General features: G+C 46.5%; 18 protein-coding genes and 1 pseudogene. 16 read left to right on the top strand and 3 right to left on the bottom strand.

The window, feature by feature from the left end; all coding sequences use genetic code 11:
- The first annotated feature begins 63 nt into the window (after window positions 1-63).
- A pseudogene (locus OCV29_RS08565) lies at window positions 64-609 on the top strand (tyrosine-type recombinase/integrase).
- Between the two features lie 184 nt (window positions 610-793).
- A complete protein-coding gene (locus tag OCV29_RS08560; RefSeq protein ID WP_073604016.1) occupies window positions 794-2,245 on the top strand; it encodes a hypothetical protein in 1,452 nt (483 codons plus the stop codon).
- Between the two features lie 299 nt (window positions 2,246-2,544).
- Here the strand turns inward: OCV29_RS08560 and OCV29_RS08555 are convergent, their stop codons facing one another.
- Complete coding sequence (locus OCV29_RS08555) at window positions 2,545-3,504, bottom strand: transposase (protein ID WP_073604015.1); 960 nt, start codon at window positions 3,502-3,504, stop codon at window positions 2,545-2,547.
- Window positions 3,505-3,672: 168 nt separating this feature from the next.
- Here OCV29_RS08555 and OCV29_RS08550 point away from each other — a divergent pair, with 168 nt between their 5' ends.
- From OCV29_RS08550 to OCV29_RS08530, 5 genes are all read left to right on the top strand, one after another.
- The gene (locus tag OCV29_RS08550) at window positions 3,673-4,248 is read left to right on the top strand and encodes a DUF2589 domain-containing protein (protein WP_073604014.1); all 576 of its coding nucleotides are present in this window, start codon (window positions 3,673-3,675) and stop codon (window positions 4,246-4,248) included.
- 57 nt (window positions 4,249-4,305) lie between these two features.
- Window positions 4,306-5,268, top strand: a complete 963-nt coding sequence (locus OCV29_RS08545; protein ID WP_073604013.1) for a DUF2589 domain-containing protein — start codon at window positions 4,306-4,308, stop codon at window positions 5,266-5,268.
- Window positions 5,265-5,543 carry a hypothetical protein gene (locus tag OCV29_RS08540; protein ID WP_073604012.1) on the top strand — a complete coding sequence of 93 codons (279 nt, stop codon included), beginning with the start codon at window positions 5,265-5,267 and terminating at the stop codon, window positions 5,541-5,543. Before OCV29_RS08545 ends, OCV29_RS08540 begins: the two co-directional genes overlap by 4 nt.
- A 147-nt stretch (window positions 5,544-5,690) precedes the next feature.
- The gene (locus tag OCV29_RS08535; protein WP_073604011.1) at window positions 5,691-6,101 is read left to right on the top strand and encodes a hypothetical protein; all 411 of its coding nucleotides are present in this window, start codon (window positions 5,691-5,693) and stop codon (window positions 6,099-6,101) included.
- A gap of 278 nt (window positions 6,102-6,379) precedes the next feature.
- Window positions 6,380-7,168, top strand: a complete 789-nt coding sequence (locus OCV29_RS08530) for a hypothetical protein (protein WP_261887387.1) — start codon at window positions 6,380-6,382, stop codon at window positions 7,166-7,168.
- Between the two features lie 137 nt (window positions 7,169-7,305).
- Here the strand turns inward: OCV29_RS08530 and OCV29_RS08525 are convergent, their stop codons facing one another.
- On the bottom strand, window positions 7,306-8,265 hold the full coding sequence (locus OCV29_RS08525) for a transposase (protein ID WP_073606149.1): 960 nt from the start codon (window positions 8,263-8,265) through the stop codon (window positions 7,306-7,308).
- Between the two features lie 283 nt (window positions 8,266-8,548).
- On the bottom strand, window positions 8,549-9,508 hold the full coding sequence (locus tag OCV29_RS08520; RefSeq protein WP_073606148.1) for a transposase: 960 nt from the start codon (window positions 9,506-9,508) through the stop codon (window positions 8,549-8,551).
- 168 nt (window positions 9,509-9,676) lie between these two features.
- Here OCV29_RS08520 and OCV29_RS08515 point away from each other — a divergent pair, with 168 nt between their 5' ends.
- From OCV29_RS08515 to OCV29_RS08475, 9 genes are all read left to right on the top strand, one after another.
- Window positions 9,677-10,252: a DUF2589 domain-containing protein gene (locus OCV29_RS08515; protein ID WP_073604014.1), complete on the top strand. Its 576-nt coding sequence runs from the start codon at window positions 9,677-9,679 to the stop codon at window positions 10,250-10,252.
- 57 nt (window positions 10,253-10,309) lie between these two features.
- The gene (locus OCV29_RS08510; protein WP_073606147.1) at window positions 10,310-11,272 is read left to right on the top strand and encodes a DUF2589 domain-containing protein; all 963 of its coding nucleotides are present in this window, start codon (window positions 10,310-10,312) and stop codon (window positions 11,270-11,272) included.
- A complete protein-coding gene (locus OCV29_RS08505) occupies window positions 11,269-11,547 on the top strand; it encodes a hypothetical protein (RefSeq protein WP_073604012.1) in 279 nt (92 codons plus the stop codon). The genes OCV29_RS08510 and OCV29_RS08505 overlap by 4 nt, the downstream gene beginning before the upstream one ends.
- Window positions 11,548-11,692: 145 nt before the next feature.
- On the top strand, window positions 11,693-12,103 hold the full coding sequence (locus tag OCV29_RS08500; protein ID WP_073606146.1) for a hypothetical protein: 411 nt from the start codon (window positions 11,693-11,695) through the stop codon (window positions 12,101-12,103).
- A 278-nt stretch (window positions 12,104-12,381) separates the two neighbouring features.
- Window positions 12,382-14,061: a phage tail sheath family protein gene (locus OCV29_RS08495; protein ID WP_073604010.1), complete on the top strand. Its 1,680-nt coding sequence runs from the start codon at window positions 12,382-12,384 to the stop codon at window positions 14,059-14,061.
- A 74-nt stretch (window positions 14,062-14,135) separates the two neighbouring features.
- Window positions 14,136-14,582, top strand: coding sequence for a phage tail protein (locus OCV29_RS08490; protein ID WP_073604009.1), 447 nt, complete (start codon window positions 14,136-14,138; stop codon window positions 14,580-14,582).
- Between the two features lie 157 nt (window positions 14,583-14,739).
- Window positions 14,740-15,198, top strand: a complete 459-nt coding sequence (locus OCV29_RS08485; RefSeq protein ID WP_073604008.1) for a phage tail protein — start codon at window positions 14,740-14,742, stop codon at window positions 15,196-15,198.
- 29 nt (window positions 15,199-15,227) lie between these two features.
- On the top strand, window positions 15,228-15,494 hold the full coding sequence (locus OCV29_RS08480; RefSeq protein ID WP_073604007.1) for a hypothetical protein: 267 nt from the start codon (window positions 15,228-15,230) through the stop codon (window positions 15,492-15,494).
- Window positions 15,494-16,210 carry a CIS tube protein gene (locus tag OCV29_RS08475; protein WP_073604006.1) on the top strand — a complete coding sequence of 239 codons (717 nt, stop codon included), beginning with the start codon at window positions 15,494-15,496 and terminating at the stop codon, window positions 16,208-16,210. Before OCV29_RS08480 ends, OCV29_RS08475 begins: the two co-directional genes overlap by 1 nt.
- Window positions 16,211-16,217: the final 7 nt, after the last annotated feature.

Raw genomic sequence — 16,217 nt, 5'->3', positions numbered from 1 at the left:
AGGCAAGTGATCAACGCTTTAAAATTTTTCTATCAACCCGTATTGAAGCGCCCGTTAAGTGATATGGCAATCACTGCCCCCCGACAGAAAAAAGTATTGCCTGTTGTTCTGAGTGAAGAAGAAGTCGCCTTATTACTCTCTCAAGTGAAAAATTTAAAACATAAAGCAATTTTATATTGTATTTATTCTGGCGGATTAAGAAGAAATGAAGTGCTGAATTTGAAAATCAACGATATCGATTCAACACGTCAATGTATGAATGTTCGTGCAGCGAAGGGTAATAGAACCCGGTCAGCTTGACTTTCTAATAAAGGTCTTTTGATGTTGCGGGGATATGATCAGATTTATCGGCCGAAACAATACTTATTTGAGGGGGCTAATGGTGGTCCATATTCAACACGAATTTTACGAAACATATTTTACCGGGCATTACATGCCTCAAAAATAAAGGAAAAAGCATCGTTACATACGTTAAGACATTCATTTGCAACCCACCTGTTGGAACGGGGTACTGATTTAAGATATATCCAAGTATTGCTTGGTCATTCCAGTTCGAAAACTACGGAGATATATACACATATGACGACAAAAAGGATTTGGCAATATTAGGTCACCATTAGATGAGATTAATATTTAGAGGTGCAATAGTCTTTTAACAGTTATAATGAAATGTAAAAAACTAGTGATGAATGAAAAAATAAAATGAATAAAGATCACAGGATAGGGACTGAGATGTTATAGGCAATTAAGAAAGCCTACAACAACCACTAAAAAATTAAAAAAGGTTTAGGGTATGTATAAACAAGTAGAGAAATCAATAGAGAATTACGCGACGACCAATCGGCTGGTAAGTGGATCGATATCGAATTCTGTCGAACAAAGAAAGCAGCATGAACCGGACTATGAAAGTACGGGGACACAACGCCCATCAATTATACAAAGACAAATTACTTACTTTGGAAAAAATATAAATAGCTGGTCAGAAATGGGTGAGATAATTGCTGATCTAAACATAGAGAAGGGGTTAGCAGAGTATGGTATTGCTACGTATCAAATGGATTCCATAATTTCGTCTGAAAATCGGCGTGGTTCAGAATTTTCGATCAGTGAAACTGAGGATATAGATCCTAAGAAGGTGTATTTTGAAGTTTCTGCTAAAACAGATAATGGAAGTTCAGGAGTGATAAAGGAAAAATGGAAAGATATAGCGACGAAAAAATTAATTTATAAAATAGTCGATTCATCTGTAATAAATGCCATCCAATATATTCGAAGTGTAAAACAACTAATAGAAAAAAGGACTGTGGAGGTTAGGAGGAAAGAAGGGCTACATGCTGAGGTGAAACTAAGCAGAGAAAGCAGGCTTATAGGTGCAATGAACGTTATGACACGCCTTGCTGAGCAGAAGGGCATGAATTTTAATAAAATAAAAAATAATAAAAAGGATGCAGCGGCTATTATTGAACTGGCCAGGGAGATACGGCATGCGCATTCTAGTATAGTAGATATCACACGACCAAATGCTCTTAAAAAAGCGGACTCTAATAATGATGATACAATGGAATCTATGAGAAATGATAAACGGAGAGATGCACGGTTTATAGCGCTGATAGCGTCATCATCGAGTGGGTTAATCAACTATAAGTTGGATTCAAAAACAGTATATGAGGCAGTAACAGGCGTTGGTGATGATGGAGAAAAAACGAGTGAAAAGACGGTGCTAGAAAAATTGGGGACAAGCGAGACGAAATTAACCACTCTTTCAAAGGTATATAGCCCGGCAACGAAAACGGGATACTTTTATATGCATGACGCGGAGGATTACTTGCTATCCGTAATGACTGGGTTAATTAAAAAATACAAACACGACCTGACCAATCTGGGGACAACATTTAAGGGGGATGAATTACAGTTTTATTTACTAGGGCCTGAAGGACCTTGCAAAGAATGTGCTATGAAGCTAAGTGTGTGGGCCGGTTATGTTCAAAATAATCTTAATGAGTACTTAGCCGGAGTTTTTGAAGGTATTCCTCCGCTCGTGGGTGTGAGAATAAAAACGAAATCCTTGAACCAGGTAGCAAAAGGGAAACGACAGGAATCGAGACACTCACTAAGTACTGTATACGGAAGTGAGCAAAGTAAGGAAAAAGGAATCAAGGGGAAGCTACGTTACTATAGTTATGATGTAAGGAATGCAACGGATAAAGAAAATTACCTACAAGGTACAAAGGAATTCAAATTGTAATGAATTGAACTTAAAGTGAAGAAGTATCAGGCGCGGCAGGTGACAACGATGAGGGGCAAGAAATGCAGGCACCTTGAAATACTCAGGCAATAACAACAAGGACAGGCACCACTAAATAGAACAGCGAGGGAATTCAATAACCAATAACAAGGACAGGCACCACTAAAAAAATGACTACCACTAGACACCGGCTTACCGTAACCCAAAATCACAACTCAACACCAAAAAATGACCAAGCCGATCAATAATTCACCAATCTGGCGGTCATTTTGCGATTTTTGGGTACGGGGAGGCGAGGCTTAAATCTTCAAACCATCAATACGGGATTTATTCAGAGAAGTTTTCGTTGATTCCAAACTCTCGGCAGAACCAACCCAGATTCGTCGCCTTCGCTCCATATCGGTAATCAGCTTCAGGCAGTCAATATGGTTAAGGGAAAGTCGGGTGAGGATCTCCGGCTGGCGTTCATCGATAAATCCGCGTTTATCTTCACGGATCTGGCGGCCAGCCAGATCCACCCATTCGATATAATCCATCAGCCGGAAGGGAATTCCGTCGGGTTGATTGAGGCGCTCATAACCAATGAATGGATAAAGGCCGTGCGGTGTTGGCTGGTCTGCTTCCAGTGAGTCCAGCCGTTTTTTCAGGGAGGTGTATTCAGAGGTTTCCGGCGTTTCCGCAATTTTAGCGCGTACCGGATTCAGATCGACATACGTCATCGCTGCCAGCACCGCTTTTCCATCTAAAAGCGCTTGAGATTTAAACCGGCCTTCCCAGAAATGGCCGGTGCAACCATCTTCACGGTTGGCTTGCAGAGCAATCTCAAAGTTGAGTTCTTTCATCATCCAGCTCAGAGAAAACAGCCGTTTTCGCCAGCGGTGAATCAGCTGCTCACAGCATCGATATTCTGCTTTGCAGGTTAACTGACGTTTCACATAACGTTGCATCAGTGGCGGCAGTTGGTGCTCCGTTTGCCAGCGTTCGATCACTTCATCATTTGTGAGGGATTCTGCTTTCGGGCGGTTGATATGAACCACCAGATGATAGTGATTCGACATCACCGCATAAGCGCAGATATCAATACAATAAATATCAGCGAGTTTGAGAATTCGTTTTTCCAGCCAGTCCCGCCGGTGTTCATAAGAACGCCCGGACACGGCATCTTCCCCACATAAAAATGACCGGCGTACACAGCGGGACACGCAGTGATAATAAGGCGTGACATCCAGAGCAATGAGTTGTGAGCGGGGTGTGGTCATTTGCTGCGCTTAAAGTGAAGAATGGCCTGAGCATGCAACAAGATGTTTTTACTGAAAAGGAGGGCGTTTCAATCCTGCGGGGCAGGATGCAATCATGATGAAATACGAAGCAAGGAAAGACTGAGATTTCGTGATTACTGACCATTCCTATCATCCGGAAAAACCACCATGTCACTATTTAAAACTAACAAAATGAACGAACACGTTCAGCCCCAGTTTCTCGACAGCATTATCCGCGGGCTGAATTATGTGGCTAACTGCGCCAGTGATATGTCGCTGCAACACTATGAACAACTGGTCGATCAGTTTTTTACTATCAGCGAAGAGGGCATTTTTAAACCCAAAGTCATTGAGTTACAAGTGGATGAACATAATGTCATCCAGTTTCCTCTGATTGCTGTCACCAATGGCAAATCGTTATTTGTCGATGAGATGGAAATCGATTTCTCCGTCAAAGTGACGGGAATTGATGCATCGGAGGCGCTGGAAAGCATGGCCGCTGCTATCGTCAATCCGGAATCTGAACAGGCGGATCCGGCCAGCCGCTTTACTGTCGCGATCAGTGCGGCCAGTCACTCCAATATGAAACGGCCCAAGGACATTATGGACTTCAAAGTGAAATTTAAATCACAGGACGCGCCGGAAATCATCATGAAGGTGGTCGATCAATTTAACAATATGCTCCATCCGCGGGAAATCGAACCGGACGGACAGCCTGCAGAATCGCTCCCGGCCGGGGAGTAATCAGACTCAGTGTCATCACTTCAGATAAACAGCGGATAAGAAAGCGGAGGGAACAGGATGCCAACAGGAAAAATAACCAATCAGTTTACCGGCTTACCCATGAAAGATTTGATCAGTGCGCCTTTGAAAGCCGCATGTGACAGTCAGATCGAGCTGGCGAGTTCGACCTTGTCTTTTATCCGCAGTCTAGGGTTTGACGAGCTGGGTCAACCCGTCTCCACTGCGTTCTCTTATCACCGGGAGAGCGTCACTGGCAAAGACGTGCTGGGCAATGATGTCACGGAAACCGAACTGGTTTCCCTGAATGTCCCTGTGCTGGCGATTGTCGATATTCCCGGCCTGAGAATCGATGATGTCAGCGTGACCTTTGATATTTCCGTTAATTCTGCGGAAAGTGATGCATCACAGTCAGATCGATCTCTGGGCAATGAGACTTCACTGTCAGGAACCGGGCTGTTTATTTCTAAAGGCAGCACCACCTTTACCGGCTCGGTTTCATCCCATCAGGAGCACACCCGTAAATCAGATAATGCCGCCAAATATCATGTTGAAATATCGGCGTCGCAGGGTGATACCCCTGAAGGACTGGCGAGAGTGTTGGATATGATTGCCGCCGGTATCAGGCCGGGTCGCGTTGAGCGGGACAACCAGGGGGAAGACACTATCCAGTGCCGTGCCGAAATCACCGCAGCTGACCATGCTGAAAAAGAGTTCAGAGCCGCTGAAATCAGATATCAAACCGCAAAAGCAAATCTTGAGCTCTATCAAAGGGAGCAAGCTCGTCATGCACCGGAGCAAGGTGCACGGAAAGAGTCACCGCTCAACAATGCTTTGACGACAGAAACAGCACAACAAATCAGGCACTGGCAAATCAAACTGGAACAAGAGGAAACAGGGCTGACTAAGGCCACTATTCAGCGGAACAACACCCGGCAACAGCTTCAGTTAAAACAACTCCACTTGAAACAAAACGGAGTCCATCCGACAGGCGATATCTCAGAACGTCCGGAGAACTTATGAACTGCAGAACCAATCCGGGCAACCCGGTGGATCTTTCAGAAATCCGCTTTCTCGAACGTATTGTCATCGGTAAATGTAATGACCGGGGCGTTGAAGATGAAGCGCAGAGGCAGCAGCAGCTTAATAAGCTCAATGCCTGTCTTAACGGCACACCACGAGGCATCATTGTCGGGAAAGACTGTAGTTTTCAGCTCATCCGGATCGGCGAACATACCGTGGTCACCCAGCAGGTGGCTTATCATATTGGCTTTAAGCGAAAACCATCCTGGCGGTAGAACAGAAACAAATACCGAAAAAAAATAGTGGGGACAGACGCCTATGGAAAAAATGAAATAGTTGACCACCACACAGTGGGGACAGACACCGCGTAGAAAAACACGCACCAAACCACACAAAAAATAAAATAAACAGGACAGACGCCTATGGAACTCACTCTGAATGCCGGAACGATGTTTGAAAATCTTCAGCTGGATAAAGGTCAGTTGATTGTCCCGCTCCTGGGACCGTTAACTGTCAGCTCGAAGGGATTACTCTCAAAAGGAGAGATTGCAGTCCAGCCGGATGTCGAACAGTTTCTCAAACAAAAACTCATGAACCAACCCTATATCAACGGTGCTTTTGCACTGGGAGGTATGGTGTCTTTTAATCAGATCACGGCGATTCAACTGTCGGCAAAGCTGTTTAAGAAAGGCAAAGCCGTGGTATTAAAAGGGGATATTGAATGCAGTCTGACGGTCATCCCGGCCAAAGATCCCAATGGCGTACCGGATGCGTCCCCCCCGACAAAAGTAACAATTCCGCTGTCCCCCGGTCAGTCTAAACTGTTTGCATGATGAACCAGAAAAGCGTTCACAAACCCCGGCGTTCCGCGTCTTATCCCTGAAAACCGGAAAACACACTGACTTCAGCCTCCTGTGACTGACGCGGCGGAGCCGTGTTAACCCTCGACTCAGCACGATAAATGAATTGAGAATGACTTCACCATCACCTGTCCGGCACATCCGGTTCAAATCAATTTCAATACTTTCAACAACCAACCTGACGCAACAGTGTCACTCATTCTGATGACACTGGCATGCGTTATCCGCTCGTTCAACTAAAGGTAAAGAGAATGGCGCAATATAAAACCCCTAATGTTTATGTCAGAGAAGAATCGACATTACCAGCCTCCGTGGCAGAAGTCGCAACGGCGATTCCGGCATTTATCGGCTATACCGAACTGACCACTGACAAAAAAGATGATAAAAAATCGCTGATTGCCAAACCGGTACGGCTCACCAATATCGATGAGTATGTAGAAAACTTCGGCGGCCCGTACGCAGAAAGCGTCAGTGTCGACTACAACACGAATGTCAGTGAATTTTATATTCCGGACAGTGAAAAGAATTCTTTGGCGAAATTCTTTTTGTATCAGGCTGTACAACACTTTTTTAACAATGGTGGCGGGGCTTGTTATGTGGTCAGCACCGGCGGTTATACGTCTGATAAATCATCATCAGACTTCATTAAAGCGCTGGATGCTGTCAGTCAGGTGGATGAAGTCACTTTATTTGTGATGCCGGAAACCGTCACGCTGGATGATCCTCAGGTCCACTATGATATCCACAACGCCGCACTCAAGCAGGCCAGTGAATTGCAGGATCGTTTTGCGATTATCGATGTATTGCAACAAGACCTCTCTGATGGCGATGCCCGCTCAGATGCGCTGCTGATGCGCAATAAAGTCGTCGGTGATCTCAAGTATGGTGCGACTTATTACCCGTATGTCCGCAGCAGTATTGCCCGCAGCTATGATGAAGATCTCGTGACGGTGTCACTGAAAGAGCTCGACATCTATGTGCTCCACGAGGACTATACTGCGGAAATCACAAAGACAACAAGGACAGACGCCACTAAATAATAAAACGACCACCAAACACTAACTTACCGTCTCCCGTAACCCAAAATCACTCCACAACAACCGAATATACCCAACCCGATTAATAATTCACCAATCGGGCGGTCATTTTGCGATTTTTGGACACAGGGAAGTAAGGCTTAAATCTTCAAACCATCAATACGGGATTTATTCAGAGAAGTTTTCGTTGATTTCATACTCTCGGCAGAACCAACCCAGATTCGTCGCCTTCGCTCCATATCGTTAATCAGCTTCAGGCAATCAGTCTGGTTAAGGGACAGTCGGGTGAGGATCTCCGGCTGGCGTTCATCGATAAATCCGCGTTTATCTTCACGGATCTGGCGGCCTGCCAGATCCACCCATTCGATATAATCCATCAGCCGGAAGGGAATTCCGTCGGGTTGATTGAGGCGCTCATAACCAATGAACGGATAAAGGCCGTGCGGCGTTGCCTGGTCATCTTCCAGTGAGTCCAGCCGCTTTTTCAGGGAGGTGTATTCAGAGATTTCCGGCGTTTGTGCAATTTTGGCGCGTACCGGATTCAGGTCGACATACGTCATCGCTGCCAGCACTGCTTTTTCATCTAACAACGCTTGAGATTTAAACCGGCCTTCCCAGAAATGACCGGTGCAATCGTCTTCCTGATTCGCTTGCAGGGCGATCTTAAAGTTGAGTTCTTTCATCATCCAGCTGAGGCAGGAGAGGCGATCACGCCAGGAAGCAATCAATTGTTCACAGCATTTATATTCAGCTTTGCAGATTAACTGACGTTTCACATAGCGCTGTATCAATGGCGGCAATTGATGCTCCATTCCCCAACGTTCGATCACTTCATCATCAGTGAGGGATTCTGCTTTCGGGAGGTTGATATGAACCACCAGATGATAGTGATTCGACATCACCGAGTAGGCGCAGATATCAATACAAAAAATATCGGCGAGTTTGAGAATCCGTTTTTCCAGCCAGTCCCGGCGATGTTCGTAAGATCGCCCGGTCACTTCATCTTCCCCGCACAGGAATGCACGGCGCACACAGCGGGACACGCAGTGGTAGTAGGGCGTGATGTCAGGGCAAACCAGTTGTGAACGGGGAGTCGTCATTTGCTGCGCTTTAAGAGTGAAGAATTTTCTGAGCATGCGGCAAGATAGGGTTGCTGAAAAGAGGTGGACCAAATTACGGGGACACACACCACTAAATAAGAGAACACCCACGGTAAAAAAATAACAAGGACAGGCACCACTAAATAGTAAAACAACCACCAAACACGAACTTACCGTCTCCCGTAACCCAAAAACGCTCCACAACAACGAAAATGACCAAACTGATTAATAATTCACCAATCGGGCGGTCATTTTGCGATTTTTGGGGACGGGGAGGTAAGGCTTAAATCTTCAAACCATCAATGCGGGATTTGTTGAGCTCAGTTTTCGTTGATTCCAGACTCTCGGCAGAACCAACCCAGATTCGTCGCCTTCGCTCCATATCGTTAATCAGCTTCAGGCAGTCAGTCTGGTTAAGGGAGAGTCGGGTGAGGATCTCCGGCTGGCGTTCGTCGATAAATCCGCGTTTATCTTCACGGATCTGGCGGCCTGCCAGATCCACCCATTCGATATAATCCATCAGCCGGAAGGGAATTCCGTCGGGTTGATTGAGGCGCTCATAACCAATAAACGGATAGAGGCCGTGCGGCGTTGGCTGGTCTGCTTCCAGTGAGTCGAGGCGCTTTTTCAGGGAGGTGTATTCAGAGGTTTCCGGCGTTTGTGCAATTTTGGCGCGTACCGGATTCAGATCGACATAAGTCATCGCTGCCAGCACTGCTTTTTCATCTAATAACGCCTGAGATTTAAACCGGCCTTCCCAGAAATGGCCGGTGCAATCGTCTTCCTGATTCGCTTGCAGGGCGATCTTAAAGTTGAGTTCTTTCATCATCCAGCTGAGGCAGGAGAGGCGATCACGCCAGGAAGCAATGACTTGTTCGCAGCATTTATATTCAGCTTTGCAGATTAACTGACGTTTCACATAGCGCTGTATCAATGGCGGCAATTGATGCTCCATTCCCCAACGTTCGATCACTTCATCATCAGTGAGGGATTCTGCTTTCGGGCGGTTGATATGAACCACCAGATGATAGTGATTCGACATCACCGCATAAGCGCAGATATCAATACAATAAATATCAGCGAGTTTGAGAATTCGTTTTTCCAGCCAGTCCCGCCGGTGTTCATAAGAGCGCCCGGACACGGCATCTTCCCCACATAAAAATGACCGGCGTACACAGCGGGACACGCAGTGATAATAAGGCGTGACATCCAGAGCAATGAGTTGTGAACGGGGTGTGGTCATTTGCTGCGCTTAAAGTGAAGAATGGCCTGAGCATGCAACAAGATGTTTTTACTGAAAAGGAGGGCGTTTCAATCCTGCGGGGCAGGATGCAATCATGATGAAATACGAAGTAAGGAAAGACTGAGATTTCGTGATTACTGACCATTCCTATCATCCGGAAAAACCACCATGTCACTATTTAAAACCAACAAAATGAACGAACACGTTCAGCCCCAGTTTCTCGACAGCATTATCCGCGGGCTGAATTATGTGGCTAACTGCGCCAGTGATATGTCGCTGCAACACTATGAACAACTGGTCGATCAGTTTTTTACTATCAGCGAAGAGGGCATTTTTAAACCCAAAGTCATTGAGTTACAAGTGGATGAACATAATGTCATCCAGTTTCCTCTGATTGCTGTCACCAATGGCAAATCGTTATTTGTCGATGAGATGGAAATCGATTTCTCCGTCAAAGTGACGGGGATTGATGCATCGGAGGCGCTGGAAAGCATGGCCGCAGCTATCGTCAATCCGGAATCAGAACAGGCAGATCCGGCCAGCCGCTTTACTGTCGCGATCAGTGCGGCCAGTCACTCCAATATGAAACGGCCCAAGGACATTATGGACTTCAAAGTGAAATTTAAATCACAGGACGCGCCGGAAATCATCATGAAGGTGGTCGATCAATTTAACAATATGCTCCATCCGCGGGAAATCGAACCGGACGGACAGCCTGCAGAATCGCTCCCAGCCGGGGAGTAATCAGTCTCAGCGTCATCACTTCAGATAAACAGCGGATAAGAAAGCGGAGGGAACAGGATGCCAACAGGAAAAATAACCAATCAGTTTACCGGCTTACCCATGAAAGATTTGATCAGTGCGCCTTTGAAAGCCGCATGTGACAGTCAGATCGAGCTGGCGAATTCGACCTTGTCTTTTATCCGCAGTCTAGGGTTTGACGAGCTGGGTCAACCCGTCTCCACTGCGTTCTCTTATCACCGGGAGAGCGTCACTGGCAAAGACGTGCTGGGCAATGATGTCACGGAAACCGAACTGGTTTCCCTGAATGTCCCTGTGCTGGCGATTGTCGATATTCCCGGCCTGAGAATCGATGATGTCAGAGTGACCTTTGATATTTCCGTTAATTCTGCGGAAAGTGATGTATCACAGTCAGATCGATCTCTGGGTAATGAGACTTCACTGTCAGGAACCGGGCTGTTTATTTCTAAAGGCAGCACCACCTTTACTGGCTCGGTTTCATCCCATCAGGAGCACACCCGTAAATCAGATAATGCCGCCAAATATCATGTTGAAATATCGGCGTCGCAGGGTGATACCCCTGAAGGACTGGCAAGAGTGTTGGATATGATTGCCGCCGGTATCAGGCCGGGTCGCGTTGAGCGGGACAACCAGGGGGAAGACACCATCCGGTGCCGTGCCGAAATCACCGCAGCTGACCATGCTGAAAAAGAGTTCAGGGCCGCTGAAATCAGATATCAAACTGCAAAAGCAAATCTTGAGCTGTATCAAAGAGAGCAAGCTCGTCATGCACCGGAGCAAGGTGCACAGAAAGATTCACCGCTCAACAATGCTTTGACGACAGAAACAGCACAACAAATCAGGCACTGGCAAACCAAACTGGAACAAGAGGAAACAGGGCTGACTAAGGCCACTATTCAGCGGAACAACACCCGGCAACAGCTTCAGTTAAAACAACTCCACTTGAAACAAAACGGAGTCCATCCGACAGGCGATATCTCAGAACGTCCGGAGAACGTATGAACTGCAGAACCAATCCGGGCAACCCGGTGGATCTTTCAGAAATCCGCTTTCTCGAACGTATTGTCATCGGTAAATGTAATGACCGGGGCGTTGAAGATGAAGCGCAGAGGCAGCAGCAGCTTAATAAGCTTAATGCCTGTCTTAACGGCACACCACGAGGCATCATTGTCGGGAAAGACTGTAGTTTTCAGCTCATCCGGATCGGCGAACATACCGTGGTCACCCAGCAGGTGGCTTATCATATTGGCTTTAAGCGAAAACCATCCTGGCGGTGAATCAAAAAAATAGTGGGGACAGACGCCTATGGAAAAAATGAAATAGAAATAGTGGAAAATAGTGGGGACAGACACCGCGTAGAAAAACGAAGCACCAAACCACACAAAATAAAAAAACAACAAAAAATAAACAGGACAGACGACTATGGAACTCACTCTGAATGCCGGAACGATGTTTGAAAATCTTCAGCTGGATAAAGGTCAGTTGATTGTCCCGCTCCTGGGACCGCTTACTGTCAGCTCGAAGGGATTACTCTCAAAAGGAGAGATTGCAGTCCAGCCGGATGTCGAACAATTTCTCAAACAAAAACTCATGAACCAACCCTATATCAACGGTGCTTTTGCGCTGGGAGGCATGGTGTCTTTTAATCAGATCACGGCGATTCAACTGTCTGCAAAGCTGTACAAGAAAGGAAAACCCGTGGTATTAAAAGGGGATATAGAATGCAGTCTGACGGTCATCCCGGCCAAAGATCCCAATGGCGTACCGGATGCGTCCCCCCCGACAAAAGTAACAATTCCTCTGTCCCCCAGTCAGTCTAAACTGTTTGCATGATGAGCCAGAAAAGCGTTCACAAACCCCGGCGTTCCGCGTCTTATCCCTGAAAACCGGAAAACACACTGACTTCAGCCTCCTGTGACTGACGCGGCGGAGCCGTGTTAACCCTCGACTCAGCACGATAAATGAATTGAGAATGACTTCACCATCACCTGTCCGGCACATCCGGTTCAAATCAATTTCAATACTTTCAACAACCAACCTGACGCAACAGTGTCACTCATTCTGATGACACTGGCATGCGTTATCCGCTCGTTCAACTAAAGGTAAAGAGAATGGCGCAATATAAAACCCCTAATGTTTATGTCAGAGAAGAATCGACATTACCAGCCTCCGTGGCAGAAGTCGCAACGGCGATTCCGGCATTTATCGGCTATACCGAACTGACCACTGACAAAAAAGATGATAAAAAATCGCTGATTGCCAAACCGGTACGGCTCACCAATATCGATGAGTATGTAGAAAACTTCGGCGGCCCGTACGCAGAAAGCGTCAGTGTCGACTACAACACGAATGTCAGTGAATTTTATATTCCGGACAGTGAAAAGAATTCTCTGGCGAAATTCTTTTTGTATCAGGCTGTACAGCACTTTTTTAACAATGGTGGCGGGGCTTGTTATGTGGTCAGCACCGGCGGTTATACGTCTGATAAATCATCATCAGACTTCATTAAAGCGCTGGATGCTGTCAGTCAGGTGGATGAAGTCACTTTATTTGTGATGCCGGAAACCGTCACGCTGGATGATCCTCAAGTCCACTATGATATCCACAACGCCGCACTCAAGCAGGCCAGTGAATTGCAGGATCGTTTTGCGATTATCGATGTATTGCAACAAGACCTCTCTGATGGCGATGCTCGCTCAGATGCGCTGCTGATGCGCAATAAAGTCGTCGGTGATCTCAAGTATGGTGCGACTTATTACCCGTATGTCCGCAGCAGTATTGCCCGCAGCTATGATGAAGATCTAGTGACGGTGTCACTGAAAGGGCTCGACACCTATGTGCTCCACGAAGGCTATAACACGGTAATGATGTATGGCAAAACCTGTGTCAAAGTCAGCGACGACATTGTGACGGATTCATCCGGCTACGCTCTGGATGCCAATGGCGAACGCATTCAGGATACCAATGGAGTCACTGATCAGGCACCCTATGGCATTTTTACCGATGCAGGGGGAACCAAGTACCTGACTCTGGATGGCTACGAAACTCAGGCCGGTTTCAATGAAATTCAGGATGGCAGCGCACCAGTGGCACTGAAAACTGAGAATACCGATATCGAAGCAACACTGTCCGAACTCAATGATCCGGATTATCTGTATGCATCAACGGCGAAATACAATGCGGTCAAATCGGTCCTGCGCCAGTATTACGAAGTCCTGCCACCCAGCGCCGCAGTCACCGGCTGTATTGCCAAAACCGATAATTCCCGCGGCGTATGGAAAGCGCCGGCGAATGTCGCTTTGACTCAGGTGCTGGAACCTCTGGTTACAATCGATAACAGCCTGCAGGAATCTCTTAACGTGGATGAAGTCGCCGGTAAATCGATTAATGCAATCCGGACCTTTGTCGGAAAAGGGACTTTAATCTGGGGTGCCCGGACACTGGCCGGAAACGATCTGGAATGGCGCTATATCTCCGTCCGCCGTCTGTTCAATATGGTGGAAGAATCGCTGCAAAAAGCGACCGCTTTTGCTGTGTTTGAGCCCAACACCGCGATCACCTGGTTAAAACTGAAAACCATGACCGAAAACTATCTGCGTAACTTGTGGGAACAGGGCGCGTTGATGGGCACCTCTGAATCTCAGGCCTTCTTCGTTCAGGTCGGGCTGGGTGAAAGTATGACCGAGCAGGATATTCTGGAAGGCTTAATGAAAATCAAAATCGGCCTGGCTGCAACACGTCCGGCTGAATTTATTGAACTGACCTTCCAGCATAAATCGCTGGACAGCTAATCTTCACACCCACAACGGGTGTTCTGAATGCGGGGCTCTCCCGCAATACATACCTATTTAATCTGGAGTAACTCATGGCAGATACAGCACAAACGATTGCTGAAACGTACCCGATCCCTGTTTACCGCTTTGTGGTGGACTTTGGTGAAGAAAGTATTCCGTTTACGGAAGTCTCTGGTCTCGACGTTGGGGTCGATACTATCACTTACAAAGACGGCAAAGGCAAAAAGCATATGCCGGGCCAGAAGACAGACGTCAATATCACGATGAAACGTGGTTTGATCCAGAAAGGCAGTCAGTTTTATGACTGGATTTCTTCCATCAGCCTGAATCTGGTCGACAAACGGGATCTGAGTGTCTCACTGACCGATGAAACCGGTGAAACTTTACTCGTCACGTGGAACATTGTGAATGCGTTTCCGAAAAAACTGACTGCGCCCAGCATTAACGGCGGGTCAAACGAAGCCAGTGTGGAATCGCTGGAACTGATGGCAGATGATGTGAAGATTATCTTCCACTAGACTGCGGTCCGGATACCCGGCGATATACCTGAACGTTCTGATCGCCGGGTATCCTGCACAGGGATAGTGCACCATGTTAATCCTTATTGAATCCATTTTGTTGAATTTCCGGGACATCCGGGCCACCGTTTGTTCCGGCTTTTTCATAAGGAACTTTATGAATATTCATAATGATTACCCAATTGTTGGATACCGTTTTCTGGTCGTCATTTTTTCCGCTGGCATTCCTAATCCGATTGATATCTGGTTTCAGGAGGTGGATGGTCTGAAAATTAGCCGGGAGATTAAGAGAGAAAATGGGATGACGACATTGGGCAAAGAGTTACCAAAGCAAACACTGACCTTGAAACGTGGCGTGGTTAGCCGGGTGAGCCCTTTGGTGATCAGCCAGATACTGGAAAATGAACTATGGGATACCCGATTGCTGCGTAAAGATATTCTGGTCAGTGTACTGAATGAAAATTACATTCCCGTGAGTAATTGGATCATTCCGAATGCTTTTCTTAGTGGCTGGGACTGGAATGGTATCAATGCAAAAAGTAACGAAGTGCTCATCGAAAGCATGCAATTTGACTATTGTTCGCTGAAATATATCCCGATTCCTCAGAGTCTCTGATCCACAATAATTGCCGGAGAATAACGAAGATGCCACATGACAAACCAGAGACGGTTCCTTTGATAACAAAGAACGTTGTTGTTCAGGGAAAAGTGACTCATCAGCCCAAAGAGAGCTTTCGGTCTGACACCAGTTCTCACAACAATAGCAGCTTATCCGGGCAGGAATCCTCGTTTGAAAAGGAAATCCAGATGCTCAAACGAAATATCGACAAAAAACTGAATGATCAATTTATTGCACTTTGCCAGTATATGAATCACGCAATTGCAAATGATCACCTGAACAAGAGGCCTTGATGATGTACTACATTGATCCAACCGTCCCAATGGTGCACATTGCTGCTTATAAAAAAGTAGATGGCGGCTCCGGTGACTTAGTCGGTTCTATCCATGTCCCTTACCAGAAATCATCTCTGGTGGTTGATTACCAGAATTGTATTCATCCGGAAATTACAGCAACCGGTTCTGGTTCTGTGACCCACTTCAGTCATTCCGAACCCTCATGTTTAAAGCTGACGCTGCTCCTTGATAATACGATTATTACGACGCCGGAAGATCTGCTGACACCTGACCGGATCGATAACACAATCAAAACATTAATTGGATTAAGTCATACGATTGCCGGTTCAGAACACCGACCTCACTTTATCCGGGTCATCCCTATGATGATGCCATTAGACAGTAATCCAACTGGTGGCTTTGGTGGTTTTCTCTCAGATATGACGATTAAAAATGAAATCATTGACTCATTTGGGAACCGGATCAAAGCCTCTGTTGACTTAACGGTCACAGAATGCCATTCACTGGAAACGGCAAACAAACTAACAAACCGAAGCTCACCCGACTTAACACACGAACTACAAATGGTCGACGGTGATCATTTAGTCAACCGGGTACAACGCATTTATGGCAGCGGGGAGTATGTTCATGCCGTGGCCGAATCCAATCAGCTCAATTCAATCCGTGAATTAACGCCCGGTCAATGGATACGATTCCCGCCACTGGATCGCTGAATCATCA

Origin of the sequence: Vibrio aerogenes (assembly GCF_024346755.1) — a bacterium.
Classification (GTDB): domain Bacteria; phylum Pseudomonadota; class Gammaproteobacteria; order Enterobacterales; family Vibrionaceae; genus Vibrio; species Vibrio aerogenes.
The sequence above is the reverse complement of the archived record's forward strand: the minus strand, read 5'-3'. Positions and strand labels throughout refer to the sequence as shown.